The sequence below is a fragment of the Streptomyces sp. B6B3 genome, from assembly GCF_039871525.1.
In the GTDB taxonomy this organism is placed as follows: domain Bacteria; phylum Actinomycetota; class Actinomycetes; order Streptomycetales; family Streptomycetaceae; genus Streptomyces.
Genome location: NZ_JBDPLU010000005.1, coordinates 296,195 through 316,614 on the forward strand (window position 1 = coordinate 296,195; position 20,420 = coordinate 316,614).

18 protein-coding genes and 1 tRNA gene are annotated in these 20,420 nt (G+C 71.1%); 9 read left to right on the forward strand and 10 right to left on the reverse strand.

Annotated features, from left to right (window positions below; all coding sequences use genetic code 11):
* Nucleotides 1-80 precede the first annotated feature (80 nt).
* The 9 genes from ABGB06_RS13815 to dnaA all read right to left on the reverse strand — a co-directional run bounded on the left by ABGB06_RS13815 (nt 81) and on the right by dnaA (nt 13,135).
* Nucleotides 81-157 (reverse strand) — tRNA-Ile (locus ABGB06_RS13815).
* A gap of 89 nt (nt 158-246) precedes the next feature.
* Nucleotides 247-882, reverse strand: a complete 636-nt coding sequence (locus ABGB06_RS13820) for a DUF3566 domain-containing protein (protein WP_347588841.1) — start codon at nt 880-882, stop codon at nt 247-249.
* A gap of 179 nt (nt 883-1,061) precedes the next feature.
* The gene (gyrA, locus tag ABGB06_RS13825; protein WP_347588843.1) at nt 1,062-3,707 is read right to left on the reverse strand and encodes a DNA gyrase subunit A; all 2,646 of its coding nucleotides are present in this window, start codon (nt 3,705-3,707) and stop codon (nt 1,062-1,064) included.
* A gap of 140 nt (nt 3,708-3,847) precedes the next feature.
* Complete coding sequence (gene gyrB, locus ABGB06_RS13830; protein ID WP_347589188.1) at nt 3,848-5,983, reverse strand: DNA topoisomerase (ATP-hydrolyzing) subunit B; 2,136 nt, start codon at nt 5,981-5,983, stop codon at nt 3,848-3,850.
* A 318-nt stretch (nt 5,984-6,301) separates the two neighbouring features.
* Nucleotides 6,302-6,793 carry a DciA family protein gene (locus tag ABGB06_RS13835; protein WP_347589190.1) on the reverse strand — a complete coding sequence of 164 codons (492 nt, stop codon included), beginning with the start codon at nt 6,791-6,793 and terminating at the stop codon, nt 6,302-6,304.
* 76 nt (nt 6,794-6,869) lie between these two features.
* On the reverse strand, nt 6,870-8,018 hold the full coding sequence (gene recF / locus ABGB06_RS13840) for a DNA replication/repair protein RecF (RefSeq protein ID WP_347588845.1): 1,149 nt from the start codon (nt 8,016-8,018) through the stop codon (nt 6,870-6,872).
* A 30-nt stretch (nt 8,019-8,048) separates the two neighbouring features.
* Nucleotides 8,049-8,924, reverse strand: a complete 876-nt coding sequence (gene gnd / locus ABGB06_RS13845; RefSeq protein ID WP_347588847.1) for a phosphogluconate dehydrogenase (NAD(+)-dependent, decarboxylating) — start codon at nt 8,922-8,924, stop codon at nt 8,049-8,051.
* Between the two features lie 283 nt (nt 8,925-9,207).
* Nucleotides 9,208-10,338, reverse strand: coding sequence for a DNA polymerase III subunit beta (gene dnaN, locus ABGB06_RS13850; RefSeq protein WP_347588849.1), 1,131 nt, complete (start codon nt 10,336-10,338; stop codon nt 9,208-9,210).
* An 895-nt stretch (nt 10,339-11,233) separates the two neighbouring features.
* Nucleotides 11,234-13,135, reverse strand: a complete 1,902-nt coding sequence (gene dnaA / locus ABGB06_RS13855; protein WP_347588851.1) for a chromosomal replication initiator protein DnaA — start codon at nt 13,133-13,135, stop codon at nt 11,234-11,236.
* Nucleotides 13,136-13,526: 391 nt separating this feature from the next.
* On the opposite strand from dnaA, the gene rpmH reads away from it, so the two are divergent.
* The 9 genes from rpmH to ABGB06_RS13900 all read left to right on the forward strand — a co-directional run bounded on the left by rpmH (nt 13,527) and on the right by ABGB06_RS13900 (nt 19,966).
* Complete coding sequence (rpmH, locus tag ABGB06_RS13860; RefSeq protein WP_347589192.1) at nt 13,527-13,664, forward strand: 50S ribosomal protein L34; 138 nt, start codon at nt 13,527-13,529, stop codon at nt 13,662-13,664.
* A 26-nt stretch (nt 13,665-13,690) separates the two neighbouring features.
* Nucleotides 13,691-14,059 (forward strand): ribonuclease P protein component, encoded by a 369-nt coding sequence (gene rnpA / locus ABGB06_RS13865; RefSeq protein ID WP_347588853.1) that lies wholly within the window; start codon nt 13,691-13,693, stop codon nt 14,057-14,059.
* Nucleotides 14,056-14,370, forward strand: a complete 315-nt coding sequence (gene yidD / locus ABGB06_RS13870) for a membrane protein insertion efficiency factor YidD (RefSeq protein WP_347588855.1) — start codon at nt 14,056-14,058, stop codon at nt 14,368-14,370. The genes rnpA and yidD overlap by 4 nt, the downstream gene beginning before the upstream one ends.
* 12 nt (nt 14,371-14,382) lie before the next feature.
* Nucleotides 14,383-15,588: a membrane protein insertase YidC gene (yidC, locus tag ABGB06_RS13875; protein ID WP_347589194.1), complete on the forward strand. Its 1,206-nt coding sequence runs from the start codon at nt 14,383-14,385 to the stop codon at nt 15,586-15,588.
* 14 nt (nt 15,589-15,602) lie between these two features.
* On the forward strand, nt 15,603-16,109 hold the full coding sequence (locus tag ABGB06_RS13880; RefSeq protein ID WP_347588856.1) for a R3H domain-containing nucleic acid-binding protein: 507 nt from the start codon (nt 15,603-15,605) through the stop codon (nt 16,107-16,109).
* Complete coding sequence (rsmG, locus tag ABGB06_RS13885) at nt 16,106-16,822, forward strand: 16S rRNA (guanine(527)-N(7))-methyltransferase RsmG (protein ID WP_347588857.1); 717 nt, start codon at nt 16,106-16,108, stop codon at nt 16,820-16,822. Before ABGB06_RS13880 ends, rsmG begins: the two co-directional genes overlap by 4 nt.
* Before the next feature lie 340 nt (nt 16,823-17,162).
* Nucleotides 17,163-18,221 (forward strand): ParA family protein, encoded by a 1,059-nt coding sequence (locus ABGB06_RS13890; protein ID WP_347588859.1) that lies wholly within the window; start codon nt 17,163-17,165, stop codon nt 18,219-18,221.
* On the forward strand, nt 18,218-19,306 hold the full coding sequence (locus ABGB06_RS13895) for a ParB/RepB/Spo0J family partition protein (protein WP_347588861.1): 1,089 nt from the start codon (nt 18,218-18,220) through the stop codon (nt 19,304-19,306). The genes ABGB06_RS13890 and ABGB06_RS13895 overlap by 4 nt, the downstream gene beginning before the upstream one ends.
* A 42-nt stretch (nt 19,307-19,348) precedes the next feature.
* Complete coding sequence (locus tag ABGB06_RS13900) at nt 19,349-19,966, forward strand: GNAT family N-acetyltransferase (protein ID WP_347588863.1); 618 nt, start codon at nt 19,349-19,351, stop codon at nt 19,964-19,966.
* A gap of 96 nt (nt 19,967-20,062) precedes the next feature.
* Here ABGB06_RS13900 and trxA read toward each other — a convergent pair whose 3' ends face one another.
* Nucleotides 20,063-20,392 carry a thioredoxin gene (trxA, locus tag ABGB06_RS13905; RefSeq protein WP_347588865.1) on the reverse strand — a complete coding sequence of 110 codons (330 nt, stop codon included), beginning with the start codon at nt 20,390-20,392 and terminating at the stop codon, nt 20,063-20,065.
* Nucleotides 20,393-20,420 lie beyond the last annotated feature (28 nt).

Genomic DNA, 20,420 nt, shown 5'->3' on the forward strand with positions numbered 1-20,420 from the left:
GGAAGGCGAGAAACCGCCCGGCTGATGTCACGCGTAGATGTCAAACGCCCCTGGTCGGAAGCGACCGGGGGCGTTTTGACTGGTGGGGCTAACAGGACTTGAACCTGTGGCCTCATCCTTATCAGGGATGCGCTCTAACCATCTGAGCTATAGCCCCGTACGCACGGGAAAGGCTAGCGCATCGGCGTCCCCGGGCCCAAATCGGTTCCGGTGCCTCCCGGGTGCCGGCCGGGAGGCGGCCGTTCGCTACTCGTCCTCCGCCAGCGTGACCTCGATGCCGCCGACGAAGCTGGCCGAGATGTTGTACATGAACGCGCCCAGCGTCGCCAGCGCCGTGGCCAGCACCACGTCGATCACGGCGATCACCGAGGTGAACAGCACAACCCGCGGCAGCGACAGGAACGCTTCCAGGTCGAAGCCGCTGTCCGTGTCGGTCTCCGTGGCCTCGCTGATCGTCTCGCCGATGGTGGAGAAGACGCCCATCGCGTCCATCACCATCCACAGCACGGCGACGGCGATGATCGTGCAGATGCCGAGCGCGATCGACAGCAGGAAGCTGACCTTCATCACCGACCACGGGTCCGCCTTCGCCACCCGCAGCCGCGCCTTGCGGGTGCGCGGCACCGTGCGGGCGCCGGTGCGGGGGCGGCGCACGCCCTGACCGCCCTGGGTGCCCCCCTGGCCCCCCTGAGTGCCACCCCTGGCCGACGGGGCCGACGGGCCCGGCGGGGGAGTGGAGGGCGCGGCGGGGGCCGCCTGGCCCGCCGAGGGCGGGGCGCCGGGCGGGGCCGGGTACGCCTGCGGCGGGTGGTAGCGCTGCTCGTCCTGCTGTGGATATCCCGAGCCCTGGCCGTACGGGTCCACCGGTCTGGCACTGGTCATCGTGGGCCCCCCACGGGTCGCGTCGTCTGGGGAATGCTCGGGGACCCGGCGGCGCGCCGGCCCGGGCCGGCCGGCGCCGCGGAACGCGGGCGTCGGCCGGTCGTGCTCGGTGCCGCCGGGGCGCCGTCCCCCCGCCCGAGGGCTGGGGAACGGTGCCCTTCACCGACCGTGGTCACACGCTACTCCTCGTCGTCGCCCTGCCCCGCCGCGTCCTCGCCGGCACCCACGCCGGTCTCCGCGGTGGGCTCGTCCGCGAGCGCTGCCGCGGGCGTTGCCGGAACTCCGGTCTCGGAGCCTTCATCGACTTCAGCCTCGACTTCCTCGGCCTCGCGGCCCGCCTCGGCGTTGCGGGCGATGCCGACCACGGCGTCCCGCTTCCCCAGGTTGATCAGCTGAACGCCCATGGTGTCACGGCCCGTCTCGCGGACCTCGTTGACCCGCGTGCGGATCACTCCACCGCCCAACGTGATGGCCAGGATCTCGTCGGCGGCCTCCACCACCAGCGCCCCGACCAGCGAACCGCGGTCCTCGACGATCTTCGCGGCCTTGATGCCGAGGCCGCCGCGGCCCTGCACCCGGTACTCGTCGACCGGAGTCCGCTTGGCGTACCCGCCGTCCGTGGCGGTAAACACGTAGGTGCCGGCACGCACCACGTTCATCGACAGCAGCTCGTCGCCCTCGCGGAAGCTCATGCCCTTCACGCCCGAGGTGGCCCGGCCCATGGGCCGCAGCGCCTCGTCCGTCGCCGTGAACCGGATCGACTGCGCCTTCCGGCTGATCAGCAGCAGATCGTCCTCCGAGCTGACCAGCTCCGCGCCGATGAGCTCGTCGTCCCGGCCGTCGAGCATCTCGCGCAGGTTGATCGCGATGACGCCGCCCGAGCGCGGCGAGTCGTAGTCCTTCAGCGCCGTCTTCTTCACCAGGCCCGACTTCGTCGCCAGCACCAGGTACGGCGCCGCCTCGTAGTCCCGGATGGCGAGGATCTCCGCGATCCGCTCGTCCGGCTGGAACGCCAGCAGGTTCGCCACGTGCTGCCCGCGCGCCTCGCGGCCCGCGTCCGGCAGCTCGTACGCCTTGGCCCGGTAGACCCGGCCCTTGTTGGTGAAGAACAGCAGCCAGTGGTGCGTGGTGGAGACGAAGAAGTGGTCGACGATGTCGTCCTCGCGCAGCTTGGTGCCGCGCACGCCCTTGCCGCCGCGCTTCTGCGCCCGGTAGTCGTCGGTCCTGGTGCGCTTGACGTAGCCGCCGCGGCTGATCGTGACGACGATGTCCTCCTCGGCGATCAGGTCCTCGATGGACATGTCGCCGTCGTAGGGCACCAGCGCCGTCCGCCGGTCCTCGCCGAACTTCTCCACGATCGCCGCCAGCTCGGCGCTGATGATGCCGCGCTGCCGCACCGGCGAGGCCAGGATCGCCTGGTACTCGTCGATCTTGGCCTGCAGCTCGTCGTGCTCCGCGGTGATCTTCTGCCGCTCCAGGGCCGCCAGCCGGCGCAGTTGCATCTCCAGGATCGCGTTGGCCTGGATCTCGTCGATGGCCAGCAGGCCCATCAGGCCGGTGCGCGCCTCGTCGACGGTCTGGCTGCGCCGGATCAGCGCGATGACCTCGTCGATGGCGTCCAGGGCCTTCAGCAGGCCGCGCAGGATGTGCGCCCGCTCCTCGGCCTTGCGCAGCCGGTACCGGGTGCGGCGCACCACGACGTCGATCTGGTGGCCCACCCAGTAGCGGATGAACGCGTCGAGCGACAGCGTCCGCGGCACGCCGTCCACCAGGGCCAGCATGTTCGCGCCGAAGTTGGTCTGCAGGTCTGTGTGCTTGTAGAGGTTGTTCAGCACCACCTTGGCGACCGCGTCCCGCTTCAGCACGATCACGAGCCGCTGGCCGGTGCGCGAGGACGTCTCGTCCCGGACGTCGGCGATGCCGCTGACCCGGCCGTCCTTCACCAGCTCCGCGATCTTCAACGCCAGGTTGTCCGGGTTCACCTGGTAGGGCAGCTCGGTGACCACCAGGCACTGCCGGGCCTGGATCTCCTCGACCTCGACCACGGCGCGCATCGGGATCGAGCCGCGGCCGGTGCGGTACGCCTCCTCGATGCCCTTGCGGCCGACGATCAGGGCGCCGGTGGGGAAGTCCGGGCCCTTGATCCGCTCGATCAGCGCGTCGAGCAGTTCCTCGGGGCTGGCGTCGGGGTGCTCCAGGTACCACTGGGCGCCGGCCGCCACCTCGCGCAGGTTGTGCGGCGGGATGTTCGTGGCCATGCCGACCGCGATGCCGGCCGAGCCGTTGATCAGCAGGTTCGGGAAGCGGGCCGGCAGGACCGTCGGCTCCTGGTTGCGGCCGTCGTAGTTGTCCTGGAAGTCGACGGTCTCCTCGTCGATGTCCCGGAGCATCTCCATGGCCAGCGGCGCCATCCGGCACTCGGTGTACCGCATCGCGGCGGCCGGGTCGTTGCCCGGCGAGCCGAAGTTGCCGTTGGAGTCCACCAGCGGCATCCGCATCGACCACGTCTGCGCGAGCCGCACCAGCGCGTCGTAGATCGAGGTGTCGCCGTGGGGGTGGTACGTGCCCATCACGTCGCCGACCACCCGGGCGCATTTGTAGTACCCGCGCTCCGGGCGGTAGCCGCCGTCGTACATCGCGTACAGCACGCGGCGGTGCACCGGCTTCAGGCCGTCGCGCACGTCGGGCAGCGCACGGGAGACGATCACGCTCATCGCGTAGTCGAGGTAGGAGCGCTGCATCTCCGTCTCGAGCGTGACCGGCTCGATCCGCACCGTGCCCTCCTCGTCCTCGGGCGGCTGGGGGGGTGTGATGTCGTCTGCCATCGGTGGTGTCCGGTTTCCTCTCGGGGCTGTGCGGAGGGCCGCGTCGGGCGGGGATGAGCGGGGGTGGGGCCCGGTCGGGGTCGGCCGGCCGGACGGTCAGCTGCTCGGACGGTCAGCGGACCGGCCGGCCGGCCGCCTGGTCAGATGTCCAGGAACCGGACGTCCTTGGCGTTGCGCTGGATGAACGACCGCCGGGCCTCCACGTCCTCGCCCATCAGGATCGAGAACAGGTCGTCGGCCGCGGCCGCGTCGTCCAGCGTCACCTGGCGCAGCACCCGGTGGGCGATGTCCATGGTGGTGATGCGCAGCTCCTCGGCGTTCATCTCGCCCAGACCCTTGAAGCGCTGGATCGAGTCCTCACGGATGCGCCGGCCGCGCTCCCGGCCGAGCTGGATCAGGCTGTCGCGCTCCCGGTCCGAGTACGCGTACTCGAACTCGTCCCTGGTCCACTTGATCTTGTACAGCGGCGGCTGGGAGAGGAACACGTGGCCGGCCTCGACCAGCGGGCGCATGAAACGGAACAGCAGCGTCAGCAGCAACGTGTTGATGTGCTGGCCGTCCACGTCGGCGTCGGCCATCAGGATGATCTTGTGATAGCGGAGCCTGGTGATGTCGAAGTCCTCGTGGATCCCGGTGCCGAACGCCGAGATCAACGCCTGGACCTCGGTGTTCTGCAGCACCTTGTCGATCCGGGCCTTCTCCACGTTCAGGATCTTGCCGCGGATCGGGAGGATCGCCTGGTACTGCGGGTCCCGTCCCGACTTGGCGCTGCCGCCGGCGGAGTCGCCCTCCACGATGAAGATCTCGCACTTGGCGGCGTCGTTGGACTGGCAGTCGCTGAGCTTGCCCGGCAGCGAGGCCGTCTCCAGCAGGCCCTTGCGCCGGGTCAGGTCGCGGGCCTTGCGGGCGGCGACCCGGGCGGTGGCCGCCTGGATCCCCTTCCGGACGATGTCCGCGGCCTCCGTGGGGTTGCGCTCCAACCAGTCCTGGAAGCGGTCGTAGACGGACTTCTGCACGAACGTCTTGGCCTCGGTGTTGCCCAGCTTGGTCTTGGTCTGCCCCTCGAACTGGGGCTCGCTCAGCTTCACCGAGATGATCGCCGTCAGGCCCTCGCGGATGTCCTCGCCCGTGAGGTTGTCGTCCTTCTCCCGCAGCAGCTTCTTGTCCCTGGCGTAGCGGTTGACCAGGTTCGTCAGCGCCGCCCTGAACCCCTCCTCGTGGGTCCCGCCCTCGTGGGTGTGGATGATGTTCGCGAAGCTGTAGACACCCTCGCTGTACTGGGTGTTCCACTGCATCGCGATGTCCAGGGAGATCTTGCGCTCGGTGTCCTCCGCCTCGAACTCGATCACCGAGGGGTGCACCGGCTCGCCCTTGCGGGAGTTCAGGTGGCGCACGAAGTCCGCGATGCCGCCCTCGTAGTGGTAGGTCACCGAGCGCGGCTGTCCCTCACCGTCCCCGGACGCGCTGTCCGCGCCCGCGGTCTCCATGGCCGCCGCCCGCTCGTCCGTCAGCGAGATGGTGAGCCCCTTGTTCAGGAAGGCCATCTCCTGGAAGCGGCGGGACAGCGTCTCGAAGGAGTAGTCGGTGGTCTCGAAGATGTCGGGGTCCGCCCAGAACGTCACCGTGGTGCCGGTCTCGGACGTCTCGCCGTTCCGCGCCACGGGGGCGGTGGGCACGCCCAGCTTGTAGTCCTGGGTCCAGCGGTAGCCGTCGCGGAGGATCTCCACGGCGACCTTGTACGAGAGCGCGTTCACCACCGAGACGCCCACGCCGTGCAGGCCGCCGGAGACCGCGTACCCGCCGCCGCCGAACTTGCCGCCGGCGTGCAGCACCGTGAGCACCACCTCGACCGCCGGCTTGCCCTCCGACGGCACGATGTCCACCGGGATACCGCGCCCGTTGTCCACGACCCGGACGCCGCCGTCGGCCAGCAGCGTCACGTCGATGGTGTCCGCGTGGCCCGCCAGCGCCTCGTCCACCGAGTTGTCCACGACCTCGGTGACCAGGTGGTGCAGGCCGCGCTCGCCGGTGGACCCGATGTACATGCCGGGCCGCTTGCGCACCGCGTCGAGGCCCTCCAGCACCGTGATCGCGCTGGCGTCGTACGACGGAAGCTCCATGTCCTCGGGAACGCCCTGGGGAACGCCGTCGCCGGCGTCGGGCATGCCCTCGGCCGACGGTCGGGCTGGGGGCACCTCGGGCGTCCCGTCGGAGGCCGGTGTGTTCTTGTTGGATTCGCCGGAATCGGCCACGAAGCGCCCTTTCTGGCACAGCACAAGCCGGCTGTCACGCACCTGGGGAGGGTGCGGGAGAGCGGCTGCGTCGTTCGACATGGTCCGCAACGGGGCGGTGGCTCCAGTCTACCCGGAGCGCCAACCGTAATGGGGGTTTGCCGGCCCCCAGTGCCGTATGTGCCGCCCTGAACCCGCAACGGGTGGGTCCCCATATACAGACCCGGTTCCTGAAACGCTCACGGCGCCGCTCAGCGCTTCCGGCTGTCACCTTCCGCGACGTGACCCACGTCACTCCGGCCTCAGCCGTTGACCGGCGCCGGGAGGCGGCGGGGCGGCCGCGACCGCGGCCCCCGAACCGGCTCAGCCGTAGGTGTCCCCGGGCCCGCGACTGCCCGGCGCACGCCAGGCCCCGCCGCCCCGGCCGCCGGGCGCGGTGGGCCCCACCACCCTGATCGACCGCACGGACCCCGCCCCGACGTCCGCGTTCACCCGGGCCACCAGCTGCCGCGCGAGCAGCCGCAACTGGGTCGCCCAGGCCGTCGAGTCGCACCGCACCGTCAACACGCGCGCGTCCTCGTCATACGTCAGCGGGATGCAGTGCTGCGCGATCTCCAACCCCACGAGCTCCCGCCAACGCCCCATCACGCCCCCCACCGCCAGCGGCATCTCCCAGCCCCGCTCCGCCGACAGCCGTTCCATCGCGGCCCCCAGCGGCAACGGGTCACGACCCCCGGGCCGCGCGCCCGAGCGCAGGCCACCCCCGCGCCGCGCCTCCCGCCGCTGTTGAGCGCCGGCACCGCGCGCCCGCGCCTGCTCCTTCGCAGCCCGCAACGCAACGCGCGCCAGGTCCACCCCCGAGGGTTCCCCGACCGGTTCCTTCCTCGACCCGGCGCCGGGCGCGGGGTCCGCGTCGGGCGGCTCCGGCACGTCAGTCACGCTCGACCCTCCCGTCGGCCACCGCGAACCGCGCGCCCACGAGCATCTCCGGCACGTCCTGCGCCACCGCCGCCGTCACCAGCACCTGTTCGCCCTGCGCCACCAGCTCCGCCAGCCGCTCCCGGCGCCGGCTGTCCAACTCCGCGAACACGTCGTCCAGCACCAGCACCGGCTCCGGCCCCTCGTCCTTCAACAGCCCGTACGACGCCAGCCGCAGCGCCAACGCCAGCGACCAGGACTCCCCGTGGCTCGCGTACCCGCGCGCCGGCAGCTCCCCCAGCCGCACCAGCACGTCGTCCCGATGCGGACCGACCAGGGTCACGCCGCGCTCGATCTCCCGCGTCCGCGCCGCCGCCAACGCGGCGAGCAGCAGCTCCGACAGCTCCTCGCGGGACGCCACCGCCACGTCCTCCGGGCCGTCCCCCGCCTCCTCGCCCAGCGACCACCGGTACTCCAGCGCCACCGCGCCACCGCCCGGCGCCAGTTGCTCGTACGCCTTGTCCACCAGCGGCCGCAGCGCGACCAGCAGCCCGAGCCGCTGCGCCAGCAGGTCCGCGCCCACCCGCGCCAGGTGCTGGTCCCACACGTCCAGCGTCGTCAGGTCCATGCCCCGGCCGCCGTGCCGCCGGGCCATCGCGGCCGACTTCAGCAGCGTGTTCCGCTGCCGCAGCACCCGGTCGTAGTCGGAGCGCACGCCCGCCAGGCGCGGCGCCCGGGCCGTCACCAGCTCGTCGAGGAACCGGCGCCGGCCGCCCGGATCGCCCTTCACCAGGTCCAGGTCCTCGGGCGCGAACAGCACCGACCGCACCACACCCAGCACCTCGCGCGGCCGCACCTGGGCGGAACGGTTCAGCCGCGCCCGGTTCGCCTGCCCGGGATTCAGCTCCAGCTCGACCAGCTGGCTCCGCTCCCCCTCGGTCACCGCGGCCCGCACCACGGCACGCTCGGCGCCGACCCGAACCAGCGGCGTGTCCGAGGAGACCCGGTGACTGCCCAGCGTCGCCAGATAGCCCACGGCCTCCACCAGGTTCGTCTTGCCCTGCCCGTTCGGCCCGATGAACGTCGAGACGCCGGGCCCGAGCGGCACCTCGGCCCGGGCGTACGAGCGGAAGTCGGCGAGCGACAGATGCGTCACGTGCACGGCGGTACGCCAACCTCCCCGGCCCGTGGCCTACTTGCTCTCCACCGCGTGACCGCCGAACTGGTTGCGCAGCGCGGCGACCATCTTCATCTGCGGCGAGTCGTCCTGGCGCGAGCCGAAACGGGCGAACAGCGAGGCCGTGATCGCCGGCAGCGGCACCGCGTGCTCGATCGCCGCCTCCACCGTCCACCGACCCTCACCGGAGTCCGCGGCGTACCCGCGCAGCCGGTCCAGGTGCTCGTCCTCCTCCAGCGCCCGCACCGCCAGGTCGAGCAGCCAGGACCTGATCACCGTGCCCTGCTGCCACGAGCGGAAGACCTCGCGCACGTCGGTCACGGCCTCCACCCGCTCCAGCAGCTCCCAGCCCTCGGCGAAGGCCTGCATCATGGCGTACTCGATGCCGTTGTGGACCATCTTGGCGAAGTGGCCCGCGCCGACCTTGCCGGCGTGCACCGCGCCGAACTCGCCCTCCGGCCTGAGCGCGTCGAAGATCGGCTGCACCCGGGCGACCAGCTCGGCGTCGCCGCCGTACATCAGCGCGTAGCCGTTCTCCAGGCCCCAGACGCCGCCGGAGACGCCGCAGTCGAGGAAGCCGATGCCCTTCGCGGCCAGCTGCTCGGCGTGCCGCTCGTCGTCGGTCCAGCGGGAGTTCCCGCCGTCCACCACGATGTCCCCCGGCGAGAGCAGCTCCGCCAGCTCGTCGACCGTGGACTGGGTCGCCTGTCCGGCGGGCACCATCAGCCACACCACCCGCGGGGCGGAGAGCGCGTCCACCAGGTCCTTCAGGCTGGCGACGTCGGTGGTCTGCGGGTCGTGCGCGTACCCCACCACGGTGTGACCGGCGCGGCGGATGCGCTCCCGCATGTTCCCGCCCATCTTGCCGAGGCCGACGAGACCGAGCTCCATCAGGACTCCCTAGCTGCGTTATGACCTGCTGCGGACCTGATGTCCGAGCCTACGCCCGCGCACGCGGCTTCCCGCCGGCACATCGGTCGGCCCGCGCCACCCCGCCGCGCGCCCCGTGACCCGGTCCCGCCACGGCCAGCCCGCGCCGGTGCGAGGGGCCCCTCGCGCACCAGCGCTGGGACACCTCCCGCGCGCCCGGCGGCGAGCGCCCCGTCCAGGGCCCTGTGCGGGCGAGGGACGGCCGCGCGCTCGGGGTGGGAGTCCGCCCACGCCGAGCGGCAAGCTACCCGCTGAGCCGCACCGGCATGATGAGGTACTTGTACGCGTCGTCCGCCTCCGCGTCCACCGCCGGCCGGCCGCTGAGCAGAGCGGGCTTCGTCGACGTGGTGAAGGACAGCTGCGCCACCGGGGAGTCGATCGCGCTCAGGCCCTCCAGCAGGAAGCCGGGGTTGAAGGCGATCGAGATGTCGTCGCCCTCGAGCTGCGCGTCCACGCGCTCCACAGCCTGTGCGTCGTCGCTGGACCCGGCCTCCAGCGTCAGCACGCCCTCCTCGAAGCTCAGCCGGACCGGAGTGTTCCGCTCGGCCACCAGCGCGACGCGCTTGACCGCCTCCACGAAGGGCGCCGTCTCGATCACCGCCACCGAGTTGAACTCGGTGGGGAACAGCGTCCGGTACTTCGGAAGGTCGCCCTCCAGGAGCCGCGTCGTGGTGCGCCGGCCCGAGCCCTCGAAGCCGATCAGACCCTCGCCCGAGCCGGATCCGGACAGCGCCAGCGACACCGTGTCGCCCCCGCTCAGCGACTTCGCCGTGTCGAGCAGCGTCTTGGCCGGCACCAGCGCCACCGCGGAGACGTCGGCCGCCTCCGGCTTCCACAGGAACTCCCGGACCGCGAAGCGGTACCGGTCGGTCGAGGCCAGCGTCACCAGATCGCCCTCGATCTCCACCCGCACGCCGGTGAGCACCGGCAGCGTGTCGTCGCGACCGGCGGCGATGGCGACCTGGGAGACCGCCGAGGCGAAGACCTCGGCCGAGACGGTGCCCGTCGCGGTCGGCATCTCCGGCAGCGCCGGATACTCCTCCACAGGCAGTGTGTGCAGGGTGAACCGCGAGGAGCCGCAGACGACGGTGGCACGCACCCCGTCCGACGAGATCTCCACCGGCCGGTTCGGCAGCGAGCGGCAGATGTCGGCCAGCAGCCGGCCGGAGACCAGGACGGTGCCCTCGTCCTCGACGTCCACCTCGACGGAGACCCGCGCCGACACCTCGTAGTCGAAGCCGGAGAGGCTCAGCGACCCCTCCTCGGCCTTCAGCAAGAGGCCCGCCAGAACCGGCACCGGCGGTCGGGCCGGCAGGCTGCGGGCGGCCCAGGCCACCGCCTCCGCGAGCACGTCGCGTTCCACCCGGATCTTCACTTCAGCCGCCTCCTGCATCGCTTGCTACGGGGCACCAGTCTGACGCACCCCACTGACACTAGGGGCCTCGACGAGTCAAATCGACCTGGGCGGGTAGACCGAGGTCGCGCCGAGTTGTGCACAGCCCCCACTTCGAATCGAGTTGGCCGGCTTATATCCGTAGTCGTAGTAGTAGGGCCTGTGGAAACCGTGGATAACCCGGTCCTCGCAGCTCAGCGCCACTTTTTTGTCCACCGCCCCTGTGGGTGGACCGGTGGATGAACGGGGGGTCCCTGTGGACGCGGCGGAGTTGTGCACAGGCCGTCCCCAGGTGCCGCTGACTTCTCAACAGCTCTGTCCCCAGAAACCGACCCCTTGTCAACAGGGCGCGAACCGGCGGGCTGTGACCTGATTCACTCCTGACGGTGAGAGCGCGCGTTGTGTTGCCGAACAGTGGATAAGTCTGTGGATCCGATGTGCACAACTCCGCTCCGCCTGTGGGTACCGGGCCGCGCGCGGTGGACAACGGATCGCGTCCGGTCAGGGCGCCGGTCGCCGTCCACATCCTGTGGATCTCCGCTGTCCCCATTTCCACAGCCCTCTGACCAGGGCATCCGCCGATCCGTCGGGCGAGGTGTGGACGGCGGTGTGCGTAACCTACGCCGCCCACAGCATGTGGACGACGCGGAGCCGCGCGGACTGTGGACAACGGCCGGTTCGGGGCCGCATATCGAACAGCGCCCCCGTGGTGTCCACGGGGGCGCTGCGGCGTGCGGTCGGGAAGGAGCCCTCGTCCCGTACGGGAGAGACGCACGGGACGGGAGGGCAGGAAGTGCCGGGAGTGCCGGGAGGGCTGGGAGGAAGCGGAGAGAACGAGGAGAGCAGAGAGACCGGAGAAGGCGGCGGGAGGGGCGGCTCAGCCGTTCTTGATGCGGTTGGTGAGCTCGGTGACCTGGTTGTAGATGGAGCGGCGCTCGGCCATCATCGCCCGGACCTTGCGGTCGGCGTGCATGACGGTGGTGTGGTCACGACCGCCGAAGTGCTGGCCGATCTTGGGCAGCGAGAGGTCGGTGAGCTCCCGGCACAGGTACATGGCGATCTGCCGGGCGGTGACCAGGATCCGGCTGCGCGAGGCGCCGGCCAGATCGTCCACGGTGAGCCCGAAGTAGTCCGCGACCGCCGCGCTGATGGCGTCGGCGGTGATCTCCGGGGCGGTGTCCTGCCCGCCGGGGATGAGGTCCTTCAGGACGATCTCGGTGAGCCCGAGGTCCACCGGTTGGCGGTTGAGGCTGGCGAACGCCGTGACCCGGATCAGCGCGCCCTCCAGCTCCCTGATGTTGCGGGAGATCCGGGAGGCGATGAACTCCAGCACCTCCGGGGGCGCGTTGAGCTGTTCCTGCACGGCCTTCTTGCGCAGGATCGCGATCCGCGTCTCCAGCTCGGGCGGCTGGACGTCGGTGATCAGGCCCCACTCGAAGCGGTTGCGCAGCCGGTCCTCCAGCGTGATCAGCTGCTTGGGCGGCCGGTCGGAGGAGAGGACGATCTGCTTGTTGGCGTTGTGCAGGGTGTTGAAGGTGTGGAAGAACTCCTCCTGCGTCGACTCCTTGCTGGCCAGGAACTGGATGTCGTCGACGAGCAGGATGTCCATGTCGCGGTAGCGCTTGCGGAAGGCGTCGGCCTTGCCGTCCCGGATGGAGTTGATGAACTCGTTGGTGAACTCCTCCGAGCTCACGTACCGCACCCGGGTGCCGGGGTAGAGGCTGCGGGCGTAGTGGCCGATGGCGTGCAGCAGGTGCGTCTTGCCCAGGCCGGACTCGCCGTAGATGAAGAGCGGGTTGTACGCCTTGGCGGGGGCCTCGGCGACGGCCACGGCGGCGGCGTGCGCGAAGCGGTTGGAGGCGCCGATGACGAAGGTGTCGAAGAGGTACTTCGGATTCAGCCGTGCGGTCGGCTCGCCTGGGCCGGCGGCGGGCGCCGGCTGGGCGGCGAGCGGCCCCGGCGCGCCGCTGGGCACCGGTCCTCCCCCGGGCGGCCGGTGCGGTCCGCCCACGCCGGGGCCCGAGGCCGCGGGCGGTGCCGCCCGGCCGTCCTGGCGGTAGGGCGGGTACGGCTGCTGCCGGTACGGCTGCTCGTACGGGGCCTGCTCGTACTGCTGCTGCTCGTACTGGGGCGGTTCGTACGGGGCCTGCTCGTACCGCTCGTACCCCTCGTAGGACTCGGGCGCGCTGCCGTACGGGTCGCGGTGGTCGCGGTGGTCCCCCGGCGAGTGCGGTCCTGGCGCCCGCGGTCCGTCGTGCTCGTGCCGGGTGGGCATCGGCGGATAGTCGGGGTGCGGCTGCTGCCAGCTCGGCATGGGGGCGCCGGTCAGGCCGCCGGGCGCGCCCGGCGCCCGGGGGTGGTCGGGGTACGCGGGGCGGGCGGACGGCAGCTGGCGCCCGTCCATCGACTCGCGGCCGCCCGTCGGCTCGCCCGGCGTCGGGGCGCCGCCCGGGCCCAGGGGCTCCGCGGTGCGGGCGGGCTCGGCGGAGCGCGGCTGCGGCAGCTCGGGGGGCGGGGCCGTGACGGTGATGGCCAGCCGGACCGGCTGGCCGCACTCGCGGCTGAGCGTGTCGCTGATCAGCGGGGCGAGCCGGCCCTCCAGCACGCTCTTCGCGTACTCGTTCGACACCCCCAGGAGTGCGGTGCCCGAGACCAGCGCGAGCGGCTGGCAGTCCTGCAGCCAGCGGTGGTCCTTCGCCTCCAGCCGCTGGCTGTCGGAGAGCATCGAAGTCAGTGCGCGTGGCCATACCGCCGCGAGATCTGCAGGTAGGTCAGCCACGAGGCACGCTCTCTCACTCACAGGGGTGGTGCTGGCTATGGGAGGCGCCGACGGGTGTGGCACCGGGGGCAGCCGGGAAGGATGCCGAGTTCAGCCACGGTAGTCAGCGCGACGCTCGCACATCAAGTCATTGTCCACAGGGTGTGTACAGCCCGGGGCCGGCCGAGTTTGACCGGCGGGACGCCTCGCGCGTACCGTTGCGAGGTCGAGTTGTCGATGGCTGCTGCCGCCTGCCTCCAATCCGATCAGCCGTCTCCAGGATGGGATGCAAGCGGCCGACTCGGGTTCCGCGGACTCCTCGTGGGCGCACGGTGACAGCCAGTCGGCGTGCTGTAAGCCCGTGGTCGCGATCGTCGCGCCGGGGCACGAAGACCGTCGGGAGCCTGAAGAAGTGAGCAAGCGTACTTACCAGCCGAACAACCGGCGCCGGGCCAAGACTCATGGCTTTCGGCTGCGGATGCGGACGCGCGCCGGCCGGGCCGTCATCGCGAACCGCCGCGGCAAGGGCCGTGCCCGTCTGTCGGCCTGAGCCCGTCTGAGCCACAGGTCCATGCTGTGCTGCCCTCCGAGAACCGGCTGAGGCGGCGGGAGGACTTCGCCGTCGCGACCCGTCGGGGGCGCAGGGTCGGACGCCGGCACCTGGTCGTCCACCTCAGCGGCGTCACGGACCCGCACGGAGCCGGAGAGAGTGCTCTCCCGGCGCGTGCGGGTTTCGTCGTGAGCAAGGCCGTGGGGAACGCCGTGGTGCGCAATCGCGTGCAGCGCCGGCTGCGCCACCTGATGCGGGACCGGCTGTCCCGGCTGCCCGCCGGTAGCCTGGTGGTCGTGCGGGCTCTGCCCGGAGCGGGCGACGCCGCCCACGCGGAGCTGGCCCGGGATCTCGATGCCGCGTTGGAACGGCTGCTGGGAGGGGTGCGGTCATGAAGTACCCGCTGCTGCTGCTGATCAAGCTCTATCAGCGGACCATCAGCCGCCTCCTCGGGCCGGTCTGCCGCTACTATCCGTCATGCTCCCACTACGGGTATCGCGCCATCGACGTGCACGGTGCCGTGAAGGGCAGCGCGCTGACGGCCTGGCGCATCCTGCGCTGCAATCCCTGGTCGCGCGGTGGTGTCGATCACGTGCCGCCTCGCAAGCGTCCCGTCTGGCATCAGCTCTTGCGTGATCGCCTGGGGCGTCGCCCCGTCTCCAACGCCTCGCCCGGCGGTGCCCCCAACCATGCCCAAGGAGCCTGACCCGTGGACACGATCAACTCGATCCTCAGTCCTCTCTATATCGCTGTCTCGTGGATCGTGATCCGGTTCCATGATCTCTACAGTCTGATCTTCGATGAGGACAGCGGGTGGGCCTGGGGTCTGTCGATCGTCTCGCTGGTGGTCGTGATCCGCATCGCGCTGATCCCGCTCTTCTTCCGCCAGATCAAGGCGACGCGCAACATGCAGGCGCTCCAGCCACAGCTGAAGAAGATCCAGGAGCGCTACAAGAACGACCGGCAGCGTCAGTCCGAAGAGATGATGAAGCTGTACCGGGAGACGGGCACCAACCCGTTCGCGAGCTGCCTGCCGATCCTGGCGCAGTCGCCGTTCTTCCTGGCGCTCTTCCAGGTGCTCAACCACATCGCCGGCGACGACACGGTCGGCGTGCTGAACCAGGACCAGGTGAGCAGCGCCCGCGAGGCCACCATCCTGGGGGCGCCGATCGCGTCCAAGTTCATGAACAGCGCGAGCGACCTGGCCGAGTTCGGCGCCTCGCTGACCAACGTCCGGGTCGTCACGGTCGTCATGATCCTGCTGATGTCGGCCTCGCAGTTCTTCACCCAGCGGCAGCTGATGACGAAGAACGTGAACCTCGACGTCAAGACGCCGTTCATGAACCAGCAGAAGATGTTGATGTACATCTTCCCGATCATGTTCGCCGTCTTCGGCATCAACTTCCCGGTCGGCGTCCTCATCTACTGGCTGACCACCAACGTGTGGACGCTGGGTCAGCAGATGTACGTGATCAAGCGCAACCCGACGCCCGGCAGCATCGCCTACAAGCAGCGCCAGGAGAAGCTCCGCAAGAAGGGCAAGCTGGCGGAGGAGCCGGCGGAGCAGCCCGAGGCCAAGCGCTCCGTCGAGGCCGCCCGCGCCGGTCGGACCCAGCCCAAGCGCCAGTCGAAGTCGCAGCGCCAGTCGCAGCGGCAGCCGGCCGCCCGCCAGCAGCAGCCCAGCAAGCAGGACTCCGGATCCGTGCAGCTCGCCAAGGACGCGGAGGCCGAGCCGAGCGACGAGGCCCCCGCCGACGAGGCCACGTCCGAGGGGACGTCGTCCCAGAACGGCCGGTCCGGGCAGCAGGCGAAGAAGCAGCAGGGACAGCGGCAGCGGACGCAGGGCCAGCAGGCGCGTAAGCAGCAGCAGCGCAAGAAGTCCCAGTCGGGCAAGTCGAAGTCGTCCGCGAAGAGCAAGAAGTAAGAAGGAGTCCACCCGTGACGGACACCACCTCCACCGCCACCCAGGACACCGAGGTCCTGACCCGCCTGGAGCAGGAGGGCGAGATCGCGGCCGACTATCTCGAGGGGCTGCTCGACATCGCCGACCTCGACGGGGACATCGACATGGACGTCGAGGGTGATCGTGCCGCGGTGTCCATCGTCGCCGAGGGCGGCGGCCGGGATCTCCAGAAGCTGGTCGGCCGGGACGGCGAGGTCCTGGAGGCGCTGCAGGAGCTGACCCGGCTCGCGGTGCACCGGGAGACCGGCGAGCGGAGCCGGCTGATGCTCGACATCGCGGGGCACCGGGCGCGGAAGCGGGAGAAGCTGACGGTCCTGGGCACCAAGGCCGCGCAGGAGGCGCGAGAGGCGGGCGAGCCGGTGAAGCTGCAGCCGATGACGCCGTTCGAGCGCAAGGTGGTGCACGACGCCGTGGCGGCGGCCGGCCTGCGCAGCGAGTCGGAGGGCGAGGAGCCGCAGCGGCGCGTGGTCGTCCTCCCATGAGCGAGGCCTCCGCCGCGGAGCTGCCCGCGCCTCCCGAGGTGGCGGGCGAGATCTTCGGCGAGCGGCTGTCCGACGCCGTGCGGTATGCCGAGCTGCTCGCCGAGGTAGCCGTGGAGCGGGGCCTGATCGGGCCCCGCGAGGTACCCCGGCTGTGGGAGCGCCACCTGCTGAACTGCGCGGTGCTCTCCGAGGTGGTGCCCGAGTCCGTGACGGTGTGCGACGTGGGCTCCGGGGCCGGGCTGCCCGGGATCCCGCTGGCCCTGGTCCGCCCCGACCTGCGGATCACGCTCCTGGAGCCGCTGCTGCGGCGTACCAACTTCCTCCGCGAGGTCGTCGAGCTGCTCGGCCTGGAGCAGGTCAGCGTGGTGCGTGGCCGCGCCGAGGAGGTGCTGGGCAGCTTCGAACCGGTCCATGTGGTGACGGCCCGGGCCGTGGCGCCGCTGGACCGGCTGGCCGGCTGGGGTGTGCCGCTGCTCCGGCCCTACGGGCAGATGCTGGCCATCAAGGGGGACACCGCCGAGGAGGAGCTGCGGGGCGCCCGGGCCGCGCTCGGCAAGCTGGGCGTGGTCGCGACCTCGGTGACCCGGGCCGGCGTCGGCCTGCTGGACGCGCCGTCGACGGTGGTGCGGGTCGAGGTCGGGGAGAGTCCCGGCGGTGTGCGTTTCGCCGGAAAGCGGGCCAGGGCCCAGCGCGGCTCGCGACGTCGCCGCTGACCCCGGCGCCCGTTCCGCGCGGCCCGGTCGGCATCGCCGGTCGCTGATTCGTCCGATGCGCTGGTGAAAGAGACGAATATATCCAGGATGCGGAGTGTCGTCCCCAGGGCCAGCGGTCGGGGTGGGCATCGTGTTTCACGTGAAACGCCGCTCGCTGTTGCAGGGAATCATCAGCCGGGGCCGCGCCGCCGAGCCGCGTGGCCGTCGCCCGCGTCCCGACATCCCCCGTTCCGGCGGTCCTCCCCCGGACGGCGATGCCCTCGATCGGGGGATCGACCCCTCCTCAGGGGCCCGGTCGTCCACAAGTACCTCGTCTTCGCTGGTTCGCGACCCCCGAGACATGGCAGGCTTTGAACTCACGAAGACTGCGTGCCTCGAGGAGAGTGAACCATTGCGGTCCGACGCCAATATCGCGGGGCCGACGGCTGATCCGGTGCCCGGCCCTCGGTCCGAACTGGCGGATGCCCCGGGCGGTGCGGTGGACATCGCTCCCGCCGCACCGGCTCCCTCCGGGGAGCTGCCGGGCCGCGCCGCCCAGCAGGCCGTCGAGGCCATGTACCGCGCCGGGGGCAGTCTGCCCCGGCCGGAGCAGACCCGGATCATGATCGTCGCCAACCAGAAGGGCGGCGTGGGCAAGACCACGACGACGGTGAACCTGGCCGCGTCGCTGGCCCTGCACGGCTCCCGAGTTCTGGTGATCGACCTCGACCCGCAGGGCAACGCCTCGACGGCGCTGGGCATCGACCACCACGCCGACGTACCGTCGATCTACGACGTGCTCGTGGAGAGCCGGCCGCTCGCCGACGTGGTCCAGCCGGTGCGGGACATCGAAGGGCTGTTCTGCGCGCCGGCGACCATCGACCTCGCCGGCGCCGAGATCGAGCTGGTCTCCGTGGTGGCCCGGGAGAGCCGGTTGCAGCGGGCGATCAGCAGCTACGAACAGCCGCTGGACTACGTCTTCATCGACTGCCCCCCGTCGCTCGGGCTGCTCACGGTGAACGCCCTGGTCGCCGGCGCCGAGGTGGTCATCCCGATCCAGTGCGAGTACTACGCCCTGGAGGGGCTGGGTCAGCTGCTGCGGAACGTCGAGCTGGTGCGCGGCCACCTCAACCCCCACCTGCACGTCTCGACGATCCTGCTGACGATGTACGACGGGCGGACGCGGCTGGCCTCGCAGGTGGCGGAGGAGGTGCGGAGCCACTTCGGCAGGGAGGTGCTGCGCACCAACATTCCGCGCTCGGTGCGTATCTCCGAGGCGCCGAGCTACGGACAGACCGTTCTCACCTACGACCCGGGCTCCAGCGGATCGCTGTCCTATCTGGAGGCGGCCCGGGAGATCGCACTGCGGGGGCCGATCCCGCAGCAGGAAACGCACGGCTCGGTGGAGGGACCACAGTGAGCGAACGACGTAGAGGGCTGGGCCGCGGGCTCGGCGCGCTGATCCCGGCCGCCCCGAAGGGTTCCGACGACCCGGGCGCGACGGCCGAGACCGGTGCCGGCGCGGTGCTGACCACCGCGCGCCGCCCGGTGGCCGGCGGGCTCGCCGAGCCCGAGCCGACCGCCGAGGCGCCGGTGGCCAGCACTGCGGACGCGGACCCGTCGGCGGGTCTCGGCCCGGTGGCCGGAGCGCATTTCGCCGAGCTCCCGATGGACTCGATCGTGCCCAATCCGCGCCAGCCGCGCGAGGTGTTCGACGAGGACGCGCTCGCCGAGCTCGTCACCTCCATCAAGGAGGTCGGCCTGCTCCAGCCGGTGGTCGTGCGTCAGGTCGGTCCGCGGCGCTACGAGTTGATCATGGGCGAGCGCCGCTGGCGGGCCTGCCGGGAGGCCGGCCTGGAGAGCATCCCCACGATCGTCCGGGCCACCGAGGACGACCGGCTTCTGCTCGACGCGCTGCTGGAGAACCTGCACCGGGCCCAGCTGAATCCGCTGGAGGAGGCCGCCGCCTACGACCAGCTGCTGAAGGACTTCAACTGCACGCACGACGAGCTCGCCGACCGGATCGGACGCTCCCGGCCGCAGGTGTCGAACACGCTCCGACTGCTCCGGCTCTCCCCCGAGGTCCAGCGGCGGGTGGCCGCCGGCGTGCTGTCGGCGGGCCACGCCCGGGCGCTGCTGTCGGTGACGGACTCCGAGGAGCAGGATCAGCTGGCCAAGCGAATCGTGGCCGAAGGGCTGTCGGTTCGTGCGGTCGAGGAGATCGTCACCCTGCACGGCTCCGGCTCGCAGCGGAACGGCGGCCGCGCCCGCGGCCCTCGAGCGGGCAAGCGGATCTCGCCCGCGTTGGACCATCTGGCCGGCCGGCTCTCCGACCGCTTCGAGACCCGGGTGAAGGTCGACCTCGGACAGAAGAAGGGCAAGATCGTCGTCGAGTTCGCGTCCATAGAGGACCTGGAGCGCATTCTCGGCCAGCTCGCGCCCGGCGAGGGCCCGGTCCTCGTGGAGCGGAACGCGGAGCCGCCGGACGAGGACGACGCCGAATAGCCGCCCGACGGCCCCTCGACGCCCCATGGATACGATGGCTCCATGGGGCGTCAGCTTGTGCCGCTCTCGCTGGACAACCTCTCGGACCTGCCGACTCGCTGCCGTGCCTGTGTCTTCTGGGAGTTGGACCCGGTCAGCGGAGCGGCCGCGCATCGGAACGGCCACACCCTTCTGGAGAAGGAGGCGTGGATCTCCGCCGTGCTGCTGGAATGGGGAACCTGCGGCCGGGTGGTCTACGTCGACCGCCGCCCCGTCGGCTTCGTGCTCTACGCGCCGCCCGCCTACGTGCCCCGCTCCCAGGCGTTCCCCACGAGTCCCATCTCCGCCGACGCGGTGCAGCTGATGACCGTGTGGATCGAGCCGGGACACCAGACCCAGGGACTGGGCCGGACGCTGGTGCAGTCGGTGGCCAAGGACCTGCTGCGCCGGGGCATCAGGGCGATCGAGGCGTTCGGGGACGCCCGCCCCTCCCCGACCGGCTGCCTGCCGCCGGCGGGCCATCTGCTCGCGGTCGGGTTCGAGGTGGTGCGCGACCATCCGCGGTTCCCCCGACTGCGTCTGGAACTGCGGACCGTCGCGTCCTGGCGGGCCGACGTCGAACTGGCGCTGGACCGCCTCCTCGGAGGGACGCGACCCGTCAGTGTCCCGCGCCCGTCGTAGCGAGACGCGAAGAGGGCCGGCGGCGTTTCACGTGAAACGCCGCCGGCCCTCTCGGGATTGGCCCTCGGCCGAGGCTCCCCTTCGGCCGATGGCCGCTCAGCTGATGAAGTCGCCGAGGTCGCGCTCCAGGGCCGCCTTCGGCTTCGCGCCGACGATCGACTTGACCACCTCGCCGCCCTGGTAGACGTTCAGCGTCGGAATCGACAGGATGCCGTACTTGGCGACGGTCTCCGGGTTCTCGTCCGTGTTGAGCTTGACGACCGTGATCTTGTCCGCGTTCTCCTCGGCGATCGTCTCCAGCACGGGGGCCACCTGGCGGCACGGGCCGCACCATTCGGCCCAGAAGTCGACCAGGACCGGCTTGTCGCTCTTGAGGACCTTCTCCTCGAAGTCGGCGTCGGTCACTTTCTCCGTGGCACCGGCCATGGTGCTTCTCCTTAGTTCGTGTGTCGGA